Origin of the sequence: Ktedonobacter sp. SOSP1-85 (assembly GCF_016587415.1) — a bacterium.
GTDB lineage: Bacteria > Chloroflexota > Ktedonobacteria > Ktedonobacterales > Ktedonobacteraceae > Ktedonobacter.
This window is the reverse complement of sequence record NZ_BNJI01000001.1, coordinates 2,202,652-2,218,018: the sequence shown is the minus strand read 5'-3', so window position 1 is coordinate 2,218,018 and position 15,367 is coordinate 2,202,652. Positions and strand designations below refer to the sequence as shown.

At 53.5% G+C, this 15,367-nt stretch carries 14 protein-coding genes; 4 read left to right on the top strand and 10 right to left on the bottom strand.

What is annotated here, in order from left to right:
- The first annotated feature begins 129 nt into the window (after positions 1–129).
- Both KTE_RS09300 and KTE_RS09295 read left to right on the top strand, forming a co-directional pair.
- Positions 130–720 carry a GNAT family N-acetyltransferase gene (locus KTE_RS09300; RefSeq protein WP_201380445.1) on the top strand — a complete coding sequence of 197 codons (591 nt, stop codon included), beginning with the start codon at positions 130–132 and terminating at the stop codon, positions 718–720.
- Between the two features lie 66 nt (positions 721–786).
- A complete protein-coding gene (locus tag KTE_RS09295; protein ID WP_201380443.1) occupies positions 787–1,383 on the top strand; it encodes a GNAT family N-acetyltransferase in 597 nt (198 codons plus the stop codon).
- A 26-nt stretch (positions 1,384–1,409) separates the two neighbouring features.
- On the opposite strand, the gene KTE_RS09290 is transcribed toward KTE_RS09295, so the two are convergent.
- Positions 1,410–2,675: an acetate/propionate family kinase gene (locus KTE_RS09290; protein ID WP_201380441.1), complete on the bottom strand. Its 1,266-nt coding sequence runs from the start codon at positions 2,673–2,675 to the stop codon at positions 1,410–1,412.
- A 518-nt stretch (positions 2,676–3,193) separates the two neighbouring features.
- On the opposite strand from KTE_RS09290, the gene KTE_RS09285 reads away from it, so the two are divergent.
- Positions 3,194–4,159, top strand: a complete 966-nt coding sequence (locus tag KTE_RS09285) for a hypothetical protein (RefSeq protein WP_201380439.1) — start codon at positions 3,194–3,196, stop codon at positions 4,157–4,159.
- 85 nt (positions 4,160–4,244) lie between these two features.
- Here KTE_RS09285 and KTE_RS09280 read toward each other — a convergent pair whose 3' ends face one another.
- The 6 genes from KTE_RS09280 to KTE_RS09255 form a co-directional block, all read right to left on the bottom strand.
- Positions 4,245–5,060, bottom strand: a complete 816-nt coding sequence (locus KTE_RS09280) for a hypothetical protein (RefSeq protein WP_201380437.1) — start codon at positions 5,058–5,060, stop codon at positions 4,245–4,247.
- A 96-nt stretch (positions 5,061–5,156) separates the two neighbouring features.
- The gene (locus tag KTE_RS09275) at positions 5,157–5,954 is read right to left on the bottom strand and encodes a DUF3824 domain-containing protein (RefSeq protein WP_201380435.1); all 798 of its coding nucleotides are present in this window, start codon (positions 5,952–5,954) and stop codon (positions 5,157–5,159) included.
- Between the two features lie 220 nt (positions 5,955–6,174).
- Positions 6,175–6,318: a hypothetical protein gene (locus KTE_RS09270; RefSeq protein WP_201380432.1), complete on the bottom strand. Its 144-nt coding sequence runs from the start codon at positions 6,316–6,318 to the stop codon at positions 6,175–6,177.
- A gap of 59 nt (positions 6,319–6,377) precedes the next feature.
- Positions 6,378–7,178: a uroporphyrinogen-III C-methyltransferase gene (gene cobA / locus KTE_RS09265; protein WP_201380430.1), complete on the bottom strand. Its 801-nt coding sequence runs from the start codon at positions 7,176–7,178 to the stop codon at positions 6,378–6,380.
- Entirely contained in the window at positions 7,145–7,876 is a 732-nt protein-coding gene (locus KTE_RS09260; RefSeq protein WP_201380427.1) for a bifunctional precorrin-2 dehydrogenase/sirohydrochlorin ferrochelatase, read from the bottom strand. Before KTE_RS09260 ends, cobA begins: the two co-directional genes overlap by 34 nt.
- A gap of 101 nt (positions 7,877–7,977) precedes the next feature.
- On the bottom strand, positions 7,978–9,738 hold the full coding sequence (locus KTE_RS09255; protein WP_201380425.1) for an NADPH-dependent assimilatory sulfite reductase hemoprotein subunit: 1,761 nt from the start codon (positions 9,736–9,738) through the stop codon (positions 7,978–7,980).
- 656 nt (positions 9,739–10,394) lie between these two features.
- On the opposite strand from KTE_RS09255, the gene KTE_RS09250 reads away from it, so the two are divergent.
- A complete protein-coding gene (locus KTE_RS09250; RefSeq protein WP_201380423.1) occupies positions 10,395–10,703 on the top strand; it encodes a helix-turn-helix domain-containing protein in 309 nt (102 codons plus the stop codon).
- A 69-nt stretch (positions 10,704–10,772) separates the two neighbouring features.
- Here the strand turns inward: KTE_RS09250 and KTE_RS09245 are convergent, their stop codons facing one another.
- The 3 genes from KTE_RS09245 to KTE_RS09235 form a co-directional block, all read right to left on the bottom strand.
- Positions 10,773–11,603, bottom strand: coding sequence for an alpha/beta fold hydrolase (locus KTE_RS09245; protein ID WP_201380422.1), 831 nt, complete (start codon positions 11,601–11,603; stop codon positions 10,773–10,775).
- 531 nt (positions 11,604–12,134) lie between these two features.
- Positions 12,135–13,490, bottom strand: coding sequence for a GTPase HflX (gene hflX, locus KTE_RS09240; RefSeq protein ID WP_201380421.1), 1,356 nt, complete (start codon positions 13,488–13,490; stop codon positions 12,135–12,137).
- Between the two features lie 576 nt (positions 13,491–14,066).
- Positions 14,067–15,299 (bottom strand): cytochrome P450, encoded by a 1,233-nt coding sequence (locus KTE_RS09235; protein WP_201380420.1) that lies wholly within the window; start codon positions 15,297–15,299, stop codon positions 14,067–14,069.
- Between the last annotated feature and the right edge of the window lie 68 nt (positions 15,300–15,367).

Sequence of the window (15,367 nt, the reverse complement as noted above, 5' to 3'; positions counted from 1 at the left end):
TGGTAATCAGTGTGCATGTTGTTTTTGGACTCCTGGTAGGTGGTATGCCCTGACAGTCCGCAGGCTGTCAGGGCATACCACCTGCCAGGAGCGAGCGCCGCAGGCACAAGTGTGAAAGGATGTAGTGCTATGAGTGCAGAGCCGGGCGAGGCGAAACCTATTTTTCTGCCCCTCTTCGAGGAATTGCGCGGGCAAAAAGTGGTAATTCGCCCCTTTCGGGAAAGCGATGTGGCTCCCTATTATGAGGCGATTGAAGAGTCACGGGAGCATCTGGGTCCCTGGCTCCCTATCGCAAACTTTTATCATTGTGAGGCCGATGTGCTTCCCTGGATTCGTCGTGGCATGGCCGACTGGTTCTTGCGCGAGGATTTAAAGCTGCACATGTGGGATGCGCAGACGGAGCGCTTTCTGGGCGGATGTGGCATGCACCCACGCGATTGGCGTATCAAGAGTTTTGAGATCGGTTACTGGTTGCGGGCCAGCGCAACTGGAAAAGGATATATGACCGAGGCGGTGCGCTTGATGGTTGACTATCTCTTTGATGTGCTCCAGGCGCAACGCATTATGATTCGTTGTGAGGAGCAGAATCAGCGGAGCGCCGCAGTCCCCAGGCGCCTGGGTTTCGTCTATGAAGGAACAATGCGCCATGTGATTCCTGGTGCTGATGGCACCCTGCGCAATGCGATGATATTTTCGCTCATTCCCTCTGATCGCCAGTAGCGAGCACCTTTTCTTGTAGCGGAGCAGGGACATGGTGGTTGAACGCGACCTGGAAAGGAGAGGCCCGTGTTCATTGAACACCCGACTTCACTTCCATTGCTGGACGAATTGCGTGGCGAGCGTGTGCTGGTACGCCCATATCGCAGCGCAGACGCAGAGGCGCTCTACGCGGCGGTTGAAGAATCACGTGAACATGTGGGGCGCTGGCTTGCCTGGCCGCAGAGCTATAATTCTGTGCATGATGCACATCTCTCAATTGCGCGCTGGAAGATGCGCCATTTTCTGCGCGAAGACTTCACCTGTTGTATTTATGCCCTGGACGGCACTGAGCATGAAGGCCAGTTTGTGGGGAGCTGTTCCCTGCGTCCGGTTGAATGGAGCATCGGCTACTTTGCGCTTGGGTACTGGGTGCGAGCCAGCGCCAGTGGCAGGGGATATGTGACCGAGGCGGCGCGTCTCCTCATTGCCTGGGCCTTTCAGCAGTACCAGGCGCAGCGCGTGGAGATTACCTGCGATGAGCGTAACCTTGCCAGCGCCGCGGTTGCGCGTCGCCTGGGTTTTGTGCAAGAGGCGTGCCTGCGCAACTCTCGGCCCACCATGACGGGTCAACCGCGCAATACGCTGGTCTTCTCGCTCTTGCGCGATGAGCACAACGCCGAATAAGCGCTGCGGCCCCAGGGTTTAGCGTGCTAATCGTTGTGGTGTCTTGCCTGGACTGAGTGGGTCTGGGCAAGATGCGCTGGCTCCTGCTGAGCGAGATGCCAGCAGTCACGCGCAATCTCCCAGTCTTCTTCGGTATGCACGACCAGGACGCGTACCGCCGAATCGAAACTGGCGATGTCTGTATCAACGAGGGAGGCATTGTTTTTCTGCTGATCGAGCTTGAGATGCAGATAGGGGAAACCCGTGCAGGCGCGTGCGCGTATCTCCGCCGAGTTCTCTCCCACGCCACCAGTAAAGAGCAGGGCATCGAGTCCACCCAGGACCGCGACCATGGCCCCGATAAAGTAGCGCAGGCGATACACATAGATATCCATGGCCAGTTGTGCACGCTCATTGTGCTGGGCCTCCTCCATGACCTGGCGCACGTCGCCAGAAATGCCCGATATGCCGCGCAGGCCTGATTGTTTGTTGAGCAGGGTTTCCAGGTGATCCGTGTCATAGCCATGCTCGCGCTGGAGATAGAAGAGGATGCTGGCGTCGATGGTCCCCGAACGCGTCCCCATCATCAGACCCTCCAGTGGCGTAAAGCCCATCGTTGTCTCGATACTCTTGCCATCCTGGATCGCTGCCAACGAGCAGCCATTGCCCAGGTGACAGGAGACAAGGCGTAGTGACTGGGCATCGCGCTGGAGGAGCTCGCCTGCGCGCCGCGAACAGTATTGATGGCTGATGCCATGAAAGCCGTAGCGCCGTACTCCCTGCTCATAGAGAGCATAGGGGAGTGGATAGATCGCGCTGTGAGGCGGAAGGCTGCTATGGAAGGCGGTATCGAAGCAGGCGATCTGAGGTATATCTCCCATGAGCTCTTCAATAGCCTGTATTCCCTCGAGATTGGCCGGGTTATGGAGTGGGGCAAAGCTCTTTAGCTGGTCGATAGTCTGTTTGACCTCGGGGGTGATCCAGACGCTTTTTTGATAATGAGGGCCGCCATGTACGACGCGATGACCCACGAGTGTAATCTCAGCTGGCGAATCAATGACGCGTGCCTCCCCTTGCCACAGTGTCTGGAGCAGTTGTTTGACGACCTGGCCATGCGATCCAGGCTCCAGCTCCGAGGTATGCTCTTTGCCTGTGCTGGTCTTAATTTTTAACTCGACCTGGCCTTTCTCCTTCGTCCAATCGGCGTGTGCCTGCCACAGTGGACGGGGTGCCTCGTCAGGCAAGGCGCTATCCACCTCATAGAGACAGCTCTTCTGGCTGCTGGAGCCCGCATTCATAACCAGGATTTTCATAGCTATGTTCCTCCTTGCTCTTCTCAACATGTGCCCGGTAGGTTATGTCTTGTGGCACTGTTCTTAGCACCTGCGGTGCTAAGAACAGTGCCACAAGACATCTTATTATTTATAGCACGTTGAAGTGGTGTATCGGGATGTTGAAAAATATCTGTACGTTACGCATTTACAATCTATAGAGGAGCAAAAATCCGATGTTTTTCTGGTAATTTGACTTATACATGAATTACTCTGTATATATCTGTATCAAATTATCTTAAAATCGCGGTTGGTAAATATTTAGTTTCTGGAAAAGCTGTAACAAAACGACTTGCTGCATTGGCTATCTTATGTATCTGAAAATCTTGGAGAAGCAGTATTGGAGAAATAGATTGTGAGATATTGCAATATCTCGTGTTGTTTTCTTTTGTCTAAACGTCAAATGTAATGCTATGTGTGTATATGCAGGTGAGCAAACGTGTGAATCATGATTGGGTTTGCTGATCGCATATTTTCCATAGATGTGGTTGGGTAAAGACATGCTACAATCGGAACGCCCATTTGTTGAAGCGCGAGGAAAGAGGGCGCGGGTCACGACGCAACGGCGTCACAAGCGACTTTCTCCAGTCTTCATCTGCATGATCGGTGTGACGCTGCTGGTCATCGTGGGAATTATTTATAGCTCTGCCGAGGCATTAAACGAAGAGTTCTTTCACTTGCCTGTATCCCAGGAAGAGGGGCTGACGCAGCCATTTCTGCCAGTTACGCAAGAGCGCGTAATTGATGGCTACCATGTCTCGCTGTTGAAAGCCTATGCCGATGTCAACCAGGTCGTGGTGCTCTACCGTGTAGCGGATGCGAAGGGTAATCCCGTGGCGGCGCAGGATCTGCTGCCTACGTTGAGCGCTGCCGGGCAAGAGAAACTCCCCTGGTTCTCCCACGCCGAGGAGGAATGCAAGGACCTGTTAGCTGGGCGGAGCGCATTTATTTTTGACGCAGCGCGCCTGCCCGTGACTGGGGGGATGCTGCAATTTCACCTGCAAATCAAGCATGTTCCACCTCCGGCTTCTTTAGTGCAAGTTGACGATGCGTTAAAGGTTCCAGTCCCGGTTGCGGACTTTGATTTTACCCTTCCAGTCCATACGGGGCAATCGTTACAGGTCAATAAAAGCTTCACGCGTGATGGAGAGACCCTGACCTTGACGCATGTATTGTTGACGGAGACAGGAGCGCGCCTCTTCCTTACACTCTCTTCAGCTCGCCCGGGACAGAGGATGCAGCTTGCGGAGAAGGGGGTGCAGGTTCAGGTAGATACGAGATACTTTGATGGCTTTCCATCTATGGCGAGTGGAAGTCCCGGCGAGACCTCCTACCTGGTAGAGGATATTTCACGGGATAAGCCGGGTCTCTGGGTGTTGATGGCACGCCCTCGCTTTCCTCATAGCGAGGATATCATTCCCCTGAGCCCTACCTGGCGGATATCCCTTGAGATGCATTATCCCTGAGGAAGACGCTACAAAGCAGGTGCCAGCGTGCTTCTACGCTGGCACCTGCTTTGTGTCTGGAGACATGTGTTGTATATTTTTAGGGCTAGGGCTGTTGAGGATTTTGCGGGTAGGGTGGATATTGCCCCTCTGGCTGCTGTGGATACTGTGGAGCTGGTTGTGGTGGATATTGCCCCTCTGGCTGCTGTGGATACTGCGGAGTTGGCGCTCCATACTGCTCACCCTGGGGATACTGTGGGTATTGAGGGTACTGCCCTGATGTCTGCTGCGGTGGATAGCCAGCAGGAGGATACTGTCCTGGCTGCATGTGTGGCTGGACTGCGGTACGTGGTATCAGTGGAAGCGCGCCACCAGCGATAACCGCGAGCATGCCAACGATAAAGATCCAGCCACCAAGCAGGAGACTGGCTGAGAAATCGAATGAGAGAAGTCCTGCCGCCATGCTGCCCAGGCCTCCTAGACTGCTGAGGCTATTTCTAAAAGCATCAACGAAGACGTTGATACCAGAGGTGACGAGGGATGGGACGAGAAACTGGAAGAGCAGACCAACGATACCCAGTCCGATAAGGAGGTATTGACCCCAGCGTGTCTGCGTCTCAGCATTCACTCTCGCTATACCGAAGGGGTTCTGGCTACGATAGATAAGGAGCGCGATCACAAGTAGAATCAGGGCGATAAGTAAGACGTTGATCCAGATTCCACCATTGATGGCTGTAAGGACCAAACCCTGCAAATCAGAGCCGCTTGATGTCGTCTGCTGAGGGGAGGTAGACGACGACCGTGCGCCAATATTCGCCTGTAAGTGGGCGAAGGGAAGAAACAAGAAGGCGATTAGTGCCAGGAGCGCGCCCCCGGCCGCGATGAGATATGAGCGATTCGCGGGTTGCGTTAAGTTTTGCATATGATGATATACCTCTTCTTTAAGACAGCGCTACGCACCATGTTCTCTGCCATACAACCTTGCGGAACATGCGTTCTCTGCCTCTATGCCAAGTTGCTAACGGTAGTCCGCCGGAGGCTGTTGCCCAGGATTTTGAGGAGAAGCATAGGGATCGGGTTGTGGGGCGGGTGGATAGCTATACTCACTGCCCGGTTGCTGAGGAGCGGAGGGCGTCTGTGGTGGATATGGATTGGCCCCTTGCGGAGGGTAAGCAGGAGGATAGCCAGGCTGTCCCTGGTAGGGATTGGGCGCTGAACCAGGCTGGGGCGAGAGCGACTGAAGCAGTCTGGGATTGCGCTGCAAGATCTCTATACCCGCTCCAACAATAACGGCTAACATGCCTAGTAAAAAGAGCCAGGCTCCAATGTTATAGGATGCGCTGCTATCGGTAATACTGGTCAGAAGGCTATTAACACTTGATGAAGAAGACGAACTATCGATGTTATTGAGTGCATTGAAGATCGAAGGATTACTCTTGATACTGGACCCAAGATTGCTGACCACGATGAACTGAATAATGAGTGCCAGTACGCCAGCGCCCGCCAGCGCATAGAGACCCCACTGTGTTTGAGTCTCGACTGGTGTCTGCCCACCAAAGGGATGAGAGCGATAGATGAGCAAGCAGGAAACGATTAAAGCTCCCAGGGCTAGAATGGCACAGAGCCAGATAGCGGCAGCTTGCTGACTGATAAATGTCGCGTTCAGGGGGAAAGCGAAGGCCAGCGAGATGACTGATGCGTTAATACGGATATTCCAGGTCACAAACGGGAAGAGCAAGAATGAGATCAACGCAATCAACGCGCCGATTGCGGAGACAAGAAAATAGCGATTTTTTCGCTCTTTGAGAGCATCCATGAATGCAAGACCTCCAAACTGTCAAATTCAATTGGCGTTGGATGATATTCTACAAAGGTTGTGTAAGGGAGATGTGGATGGAAAACATCTCCAGATGATGAGTTCTGCTTGGAAGCGCGTATCCTCCTTGATGGCATTTGTTGGATAAGGATTTATGCTTTTGATGCAATAAATGCTTTATCGTTACGCTTCTCGATTATAACTTACTAATAGGTAAATATCAATGAACTGCATCACTATTTGCAGGAAAGAATTGCTCGGGCGTCTTCAAAAGAAGACGCCCGAGCAAGGTGTGAGGAGGCGGCTTCTCGCCACTGCGTGGCTCGCCGGGGTAAGGAGTGTGGTGGTGGCATGGCGGAGCCATGCCACCACCACACTCCTTACCCCGGCGTAGGGCCATGCCTGGGCATGGCCTTGTACTAGCTAGGAGGCGCGGGAGAGCAGGAGGTCTTGAACAGAGGGGAGGGCGGTGATGGCGTGTAGCTCGTGAGCTAGAGAGACGACCTCGCCGATGATCGTGAGCGCTGGAGAGGTAATATCCTGCTCAAGGGCCTGAAGGGCGATAGATTCCAGTGTGGCAACCAGGACGCGCTGACGCGAGGTCGTGCCCTCCTGGATGATGGCGGCGGGCGTCTGGGGATTCATCCCGGCCTCTAGCATCTGTTGGGTAAAGCGTGGCAGGGCGCGTACTCCCATCAGGACCACGATGGTGCCCCCTAGCTTCGCCAACGCCTCCCAGTCGATAGCAGGGGCTTCATCTCCTCCACGAGCTTCATGACCAGTCACAATGGTCAGGGAGGAGGCATAATCGCGGTGTGTCACCGGAATACCTGCCGCAGCTGGCACGGCAATGGCGGAGGTTATACCAGGCACGACCTCGAAAGGGATGCCCGCCTCTCGAAGTGCCAGGGCCTCCTCGCCGCCACGCCCAAAGACGTAAGGGTCGCCACCTTTAAGCCGTGCCACGATCTTGCCTTCGCGAGCGTACTTAACGAGCAATGCGTTGATTTCATGCTGTTTGAGGGTGTGGTGTTGTGGCTGTTTGCCCACGAAGATGCGCTGGGCCGAGGGAGGGGCCTCTTCCAGGAGTTCAGGCGCGACGAGGCGATCATACAAGATCACCTCCGCGGCGCGCAGGCAGCGTAGGCCCTTGACTGTAATCAATTCCGGGTCGCCTGGACCTGCCCCGATTAAGAAGACGTGACCGATGTCTGATTGGACCATGTTTCGCTCCCTCCTTCTTGTAATGCCTGGAAGAGTGTCTCGACTGTCGTTGTAATGCCGTAGGGCTGGAGTAGCGCGACGGTGATGCTCAAGGCCTCGCTCTGTTCGCCCTTCTCCAGGTGCTGGAGAATAGGTGAGCCATAGAAGGCGCCAAAGAAGTCATCGCGCTGGTCATAGCTCACGCCCTGTGCACGCAGGAGTGTGCGTGCCACGGTCGCCAGTTGCAGATAGAGCTCATAGGCTGAGGGAAAGAGCTGTTCCAGGTGCTGGCGGATGCGTTTAGAGAGACTTGGGCTGGCTCCCTCCGTCGAGACGCTAATCGTGAGTTGACCGCGTCGCAAGATCGAGGGGAGAATAAAGTTGCAGCGTGCGGGCACGTCCACGATGTTGAGCAATTGCCCATGCGCCGTGGCCTCCTGCCAGAGAGCTTCGATTAAGTCCTGGTCGTTTGTCGCCGCGACCACTACAAAGAAGCCAGCCAGGTCGCCTGCCTGGAAGTCTCTGACCTGGAAGGTGACCTGAGCTGGATAGTGTTGGGCCAGGGCCTGCATTTCTGGACAGATGCTTGCACTGAGAATGGTGACCTGAGCGCCGCAGGCAAGAAGCGAGGTGGCTTTCTCCGTTGCGATGCGGTCACCGCCGATAACGAGGACTGGACGCTGGCGAACATTGAGCATAATGGGGTAGTAACCGGGCATGAACGCTCCTGTGGTCAAAATAGGGTACGGCTGATTGCTAGCTCTCTCTCGCCCGGGGAGCGCCTTTGCGGCCGGACGAGAAGAGACACGATTGTTTCGCGTTAACGCGGAAGCGAGGGCGAGACCACGGAGGCCACGCGCTCACGTAGCTGCTCTACCCCGATGCGATGGCAGAAGTCGCCAAAGCTTTCCTGGGGCTGGCGCTCCGCTTTCCAGAGCGAGAGCAGGGGCGTGAGTGTCTCCACGATCTTATCAGTGTGAATCGATGTAGCATAGAGTGTATTGAGACGTGCATTGGGACGATCGCCACCGATATACACATTATAAAGGTTTTTTGAGCGGCCGACCAGTCCGATGTCACCCATATAGGGGCGCGCACAGCCATTGGGGCAGCCTGTCATACGCACACTGAGCGGCTCTCCATCCAAGCCAAGCTCGCGCAGGGGGACATCAAGCTGTTGCATGACGTCTGGTAGTGCCCGCTCGGCTTCAGCAAGCGCCAGGCCGCAGGTGGGCAGGGATGGGCACGCCATGGCGAAGCGATAGGAGCCTACCTTACTGGGATCGGTCTCGATACCATATGAGCGCAACTGATCCTCCAGTGCCTCACGGTCCTCTGCCTGGATATCTGTCAGCAAAATGTTTTGCTGGCCCGTGAGCCGGACGCCTGTCTGGTAGCCACTGATAACAGCGCGCAGGCCGCTCTTGAGCTGGAGCTGCTCGATATCGCGAATACGTCCATTCTGGACATGCAGGCCCAGGAACCAGCGTCCATCGGCCTGCTGGTGCCAGCCCAGATGATCTTCAACGTCATGCAGGTGGACGGGGCTGGGTTCGCGAAGCGTGTAGCCCAGGCGCTCCTCGACCTGTTGCTTAAACCAGGCGATGCCGCGCTCCTCAACGACGTATTTCATGCGCGCATGCTTGCGATTCTTGCGGTCGCCATAGTCGCGCTGCACGGTGACAATCGTCTCGATGACTTTCAGGGCCTCCTCCGGCTTGATATCGCAGAGCGGGGTCGCCAGGCGAGGATAGGTCTCTGTCTTGCCATGAGTCATACCCATGCCGCCGCCGATGACCAGGGTAAAGCCGGCCAGGTCTTCGCCATCCAGGATCGCGATCAGGCCCACATCCTGGGTGTAGATGTCGACACAGTTGTCGCCGGGGAAGGCGACGGCTATCTTAAACTTGCGTGGCAGGTAGGTTGGCCCATAGATGGGTTCTACCTCTTCAGATGCAGCGGCAGGGGTCTCAATCTTCTCGCCATCGATCCAGATCTCGTGATAGGCCTGGCTGCGCGGGGCCAGGTGCATCGCGATCTCGTGCGCGATCTCCTGCACCCGCGCCTGGGCGCGACTGCTTGTGGGAGCCGGGCAGGCCATAACGTTGCGGTTAACATCGCCACAGGCCGCGAGGGTGCTCAGCAAAGCCTCATTGATGCTGGCGATGGCTGGCTTCAGGTCACCCTTGAGGATTCCATGCAATTGCAGACCCTGGCGCGTTGTAATGCGGATCGTTCCATTGGCGTATTGATTCGAAATATCATCATGCGCCAGGTACTGTTCGGCTGTTATTGCGCCCCCTGGTATGCGTGTACGTACCATGAACTGATAGGCCTTCTCGGTGTGGGCCGCCTTGCGCTGCTGACGCGCGTCGCGATCCTCCTGCTGATAAATGCCATGAAATTTGATAAGCTGAATCTGGTCCTCGGAGAAGTGCGAGCTCTCGCTTGCCAGTTCCTCGGGGAGCTGGCCCCGTAGATGCTGGCTCTCCAGCTTGATATGCTCGACTTTACTACCCTCACCTGGACCAAGATGCTTGAGATCGTTCGCCTGTGTTTCGTCCTCGTGGCCTATCGACATAGCTCTTCCCTTCCTGAAAGTGTCCAGCAACCAATAAATACACCTGCTTCGCAAAGTTGATATATTAGATCAACAAAATAGATTTAGTCTTGTTTACACTATAGGCTCTAACCCCAGGCAATGTCAAGCCTTTCTCTTCACAGTCAGAGAGAAGATATGTTTTTTGTAAATGCTAAGCAGGTGCAGGCCTGGCTTATGGCCATTTCTGATGAGTTTGAACAAATAGATTTTTCATCACCTTATTAAATCTGCAGTTGATGCGGATTTCAAAGCTAAAAAGTCTTCATCCTGTAAAGAAAGTTGAATACTTTCTTAATATGCAGAAAATCCTATTCTCAAAAAGTGATTAATCTCCCTTGGCAGATTCTAAACCTGTAATGTAACCTAATCTAAGATGCCAACCAGGCGCAAAAGAAGAATTTGAGTCTATATTGCGGATTAGCCTCACGAATACATTACTGAGGAAGACGCACAATGCGCCTGGTTTTCCCTACTGACATCCCCCCCACAGAAAAGGAAGAACTATGCAAATGCCACGAAAGCTTGCTCCTCTATTTCACCTCTACTTGCATTTTTTATGCAGAGCTGGGTGTGCTGCTGCCATGCCGTAGGCATGGCAGCAGCACACCCAGCTCTGTGAAAGGAGTGCAAAATGTATGCTTGAAGATTGCAATATGTTTCACTGGCTCCAAGCGAAGCGAGACGATGAACATCGTGTGCTAATTATTGAAAACCGGCTGATTCGTTTCAGCTCCACAGAGTATACTTTGCTATGCTCTTTGCTCAAGGGGCAGATTGTGCCTGATGAAGTATTACTCAGAGCTTTATTCCAAAATGAGCAGAGCTGTACTGAGAACAGGCTCCTTGACAAATACATGAGCAGAATCCGCAGTAAACTCAAGGTGCATAATATCGATATTCATCGAATCCATCGCTGTGGTTATATATTGCTATCTATTAACTGAAAAGTATAGTTAGGCAGCACAAAATCTGTTTTGTGCTGTTGGTGAGCATATAAAGTATTTAAGCGTTAATTATTTAATTGCGCTCAAAAAATCTAGCGCCGCTCTATTAAATTGTTCAACTTGCTCAGCATTAAGAAGGTACCTTGCCCTAGAGATTTCACGTTTTTGTGCGCCTGGAATAGTTTTTTCTAATGAGACAGTGCTTGATTGTATCTCTGATCTAGCAGAGTCTCCGATAAGAAGAAGCGTTGGGACGTGAATCTCTTTGTACCATTGATGACGAGAGCTAAACGCATTTATATCAACCGAAGGCGGCAGAGGTGGATTAAGAACAGCCTGGAAATTCTTTGCCACAATATTACGCACCCATTGGTAGTTTGCTGAGGATGGCAACATAAGGTCCTGTATTACAAGATCTGTGGCGCGTTGCATGTCATTCTGTTTGACTGCCTCGATAGCGGGAGCAAGACGTTCAAGGATAGTAGGTAGATCAGCCATAGCTTCATCAAATGATTGATGAGGGTTAATTTCTGGAGAGACAAGAATAATAGCGTCAACAGAGGATGCATGTGCATGCACAAAATCCAGAGCCAAACCAGCACCAAGAGCAAGTAGATAAGCGCTCTCTATGTTGAGTGTTTGCAATATTTGAGCGAGATCATCAACAGCTGTATAGGGCTTCTTTGAACTTAGTGATTGTCCATAGCCGCGTTGATCATAGCGAATGACTCGATAATGATGAGCAAATGTAAGAAACTGATAATCCCAGATTCTTTTATCGACCAACCCATTTTCTTGAAGCAGAATCAGTGGTTGACCTTTTCCTGCAACTTCATAGTGTAATTGGCCACCGTCTACCTCGACAAATCCTGTTGAGATAGGTAGCTGATGATCTGTCATGGCTATATTCCTCTCATCTCTAAATACAGCAAATGTATTTTCCAATACAATATTTTATCTTCTAAACTAGCAATTTGGGAAGGCGCTAAAGCCTTGAAATGCGACTAGCACATTTCATCGCGTAGCCCCTTTTCGATTGTCAGCCGTATTCACGATCAATGGATTAAGCTTCAACCCATTACTTATGCCTTTTCTAAGTACAATCAAGAAACTCTTTGGCTTTGGAACCGATGGCAGATAGAGTAGAAAGGGGCACTTTTTAAGCTTGCTTCTTGGGTGCCACACGTACTGCATCTATTTATATTTAAAGAATAGCATGCAATAAATTTATAAAGATGCAGAAAATGACTCGAAAAAATGGCAGAATTCTCCTTGTTTTTAGGGATATGTTGGACAATACCAAGTAATTGAGAAATTATGGCGATCATCGTAAATCATTAAAAATTTGTGAATCAACCAAAAGAGGTTCATCCGCACTTCTGATCAGAAGTGCGGATGAACCTCTTTTGGTTGACCTACGTTTTCTTAATTCTAGACGGTGGCGTGTTTGCGGGTGCGCGTGCTTGCCTGGGGCTTGCAGCGGAAGGCGAAGAAGGGGCTGCTATGATTTTCGGGCATATAGCCGCGAATATGCGTGCCTCCCTCTTCATACTCCTCGCACTCTATGGTGCCAAACTGGTGGAATTGCGCGACCAGGTCGCCCCGGTCGTACGGAACCAGCACGTCGAGTGACACAAACTGGCTAACCAGGGCCTGGCTGATGCAGCGCAACAGGTCGGAGATGCCAGTCCCTTTGAGGGCCGATACCTGTACCTGTGGTAGGGTAGCGGCAATGCCCTCCAGCGGGGGGAGTGTGGCACCGGGCTCCAGGTTATCGCTCTTGTTGAGCGCGATAACCATGGGCATGCCCCCGGCACCAATCTCCTCCAGAACCTCCTCCACGGCCAGGATCTGGTGATTGACATGTGGATGTGAGCTATCCACCACGTGGACCAGCAGGTCGGCGGCATTGACCTCTTCCAGGGTCGCGCGGAAGGCCGCGACCAGCGTGTGTGGCAGGCGCTGGACAAAACCCACAGTGTCGGTTAGAAGGAACTCCTGTCCGCCCTCGATGCGTGCGCGGCGCGTGGTTGGATCCAGCGTGGCAAAGAGCTTATCCTCGGCGAGTTTCTGGGCCCCCGAGAGACGGTTGAGCAGCGTTGACTTGCCCGCGTTGGTGTAGCCGACGAGGGCCACGACAGGCGCGCCTGCATACTTACGACGATCCCGGTGGAGCTGGCGCTGTGAGCGTACCAGCTCAAGCTCTTCCTCAAGCTGCTCCTTCTGGCGGCGCAGCAAGCGGCGGTCGACCTCAATCTGTTTCTCACCTTCACCGCGTTGCTGTGTGCCACCGCGCTGGCGCGAGAGGTGGGACCACTGGCGAGCCAGGCGCGGCAGATCATACTCAATCTGGGCCAGTTCAACCTGTAGACGGCCCTCACGTGTCTGGGCGCGCTGGCCGAAGATGATCAGGATGAGGGCTGTGCGATCGAGTACCTGAACCTCCAGCTTGCGCTCAAGATTGCGGTGCTGCACAGGTTTGAGTTCCAGGTCAAAGATGACGGCATCGCAGTCGTGGAACTTGACAAGTTCCGCGATCTCATCCACCTTCCCGGAGCCTACAACGGTGCCTGGATGTGGATGGGGGAGACGCTGTACAGCGCGGTCAACGCAGTTGACGCCCGCGGTCTGCGCGAGCTGCTCCAGCTCATCTAATGACTCCTCGACGGGCCAGTCATTCTCTGGCGTATCCACACTGACCAGGATCGCGCGCCTGGGGGCTTCCGCCAGCAGCCCTGACATATGTTTCTCTTCGTATACGTTGGCATTATTATATTCTTCGGGCATCGTTGCTCCTTCTCTTCTGCTCTCTACCTTGTTGTTTGTTGTGAAATTTTCTTTGCGCTTTGGCGTGTCAAGCAAGCGTTCTTTTCCTCTGTGAATGGGCGAAAAGCCGGTATAGTTGTGTCAAGTGTGGGGATGCCTTGTATGCGCTGGCGGTCCAGGCAATAGATGCCATGAGGGGCGACAAGGCCAGGGTAGGATGGAGGAAAGAAGGTGGCTTTGTAGAGAGACAAAGGGAAAGCGGAAGAAAGAAATGGATCAGGTCTCTTGCGTTCGTTCGCGACAAAGCCTTCTTTACCATCTACCAATATGTGTCTTAGCGCTCGTTTACTGTTACCAGTAATCGGCAAAAAAGATGCCCTGTTAAAAAGCCAGGTCAGCATCCCACGTGGTAGATAAGGTTTAGATGAAGGCGTTTATCACTATTAAGCACTCTCCTGATGTGTGTTGATATCTATCATTTATACCTGAAATGGCGGGAAAAGTCAAGTGTTACAAGGGAGCAGTTTTTATATGGTGAGGTACAGTTGACGGCCGCAGGCCGTCAACTGTACCTCACCATACACCCCCAAAAGTTTTTCATGCCAGGGCAATGGGGAGTTTACCCAGGCCGCGGAAGACGATGCCTGAAAACCACTGGACTGCTTGCTCATCGGCGATCTTGGCCTGGCTCAGGCGGCGTGCCAGGGAGGCAAAGGCGATCTCGGCCTCCAGGCGTGCCAGGGGCGCTCCCAGGCAATAGTGAATGCCCTGACCAAAGGCCAGGTGATGGTTCTCTTTACGATCCAGGTGGAGGTTATCGGGATCGTAAAATTGTTCAGGATCATGGCTGGCCGCTCCGAGGCACATAATGACGTTCTGCCCGGCGGTGATGTGCTTGTCGCCGATCTGCATATCGGCAGTGGCGACACGCGAGGTGGCCTGGACCGGGCCATCATAGCGCAGGAGTTCCATAATGGCCAGGGGAGCCTGCTCCGGGTGTGCTTTGAGCCAGGCGAACTGCTCGGGATGACGCGCCAGGGCAAGGAAGCCATTGCCGATCAGGTGCGTGGTTGTGCCGTGTCCCGCGGCCAGCAGTAGCACACAGTTGCCCAGCAGTTCGTCCTCGCTCAGTTTGTCCTGTCCCTCGTGTGCGTTGATGAGCGCCTGGAGCAGGTCTTCGCGAGGAGTCTGAGCACGTTGGGCAATCAGATGGCGAAAATATTGAATGAACTCGTTGACGCCATAGAGGCCGCGAATAGCATCATCGGCAGAGATGTCTGTGGCTTCAAGAAGTGCCCCAAAGTCGCCTGACCAGATAATAAAGCGCTCACGATCTTCGGGCGGGACCCCAAGCAGTTCGGCGATGACGATGGCGGGTAGGGGATAGGCGAAATGCTCGATTAAGTCGGTCTGGCTCTCGGCCTGTATTGTGTCTAAGAGTTGATCCACAAGCTGTTGAATATGTGGGCGGATGGCTTCAACGACGCGCGGCGTAAAGGCCTTGGAGACCAGCCCGCGCAGGCGTGTATGGTCGGGGGGATCCAGGAAGAGCATCTGGCGTGTGAGCGCACGTATGGGTGGCTCAATCGCCTGCTGAAATTCAGCAGGGAATCCGCTGGTATCAAAGGCGAAGCGAGCGGCGGTGAAGTGTGGATCGCGTAACGCGCTCAAGACGTCTTTATAGCGCGTTAAGACCCAGCTATGGGCCGCTTCATCCCAATACACGGGATCGTGTTCGCGTAACTGATGATAGAGTGGATAAGGGTTCTCCTGGTAACGTGTTTGCATGACCTCCACCAGGCTGAGGCCGCTTGCGTTTTGAGATGACACCGTCTCTTCCTTTCTTTCGCAGATATCCAGTCTGTCAATTGTCGCTTGGGTGTCTTATCTCTTATACG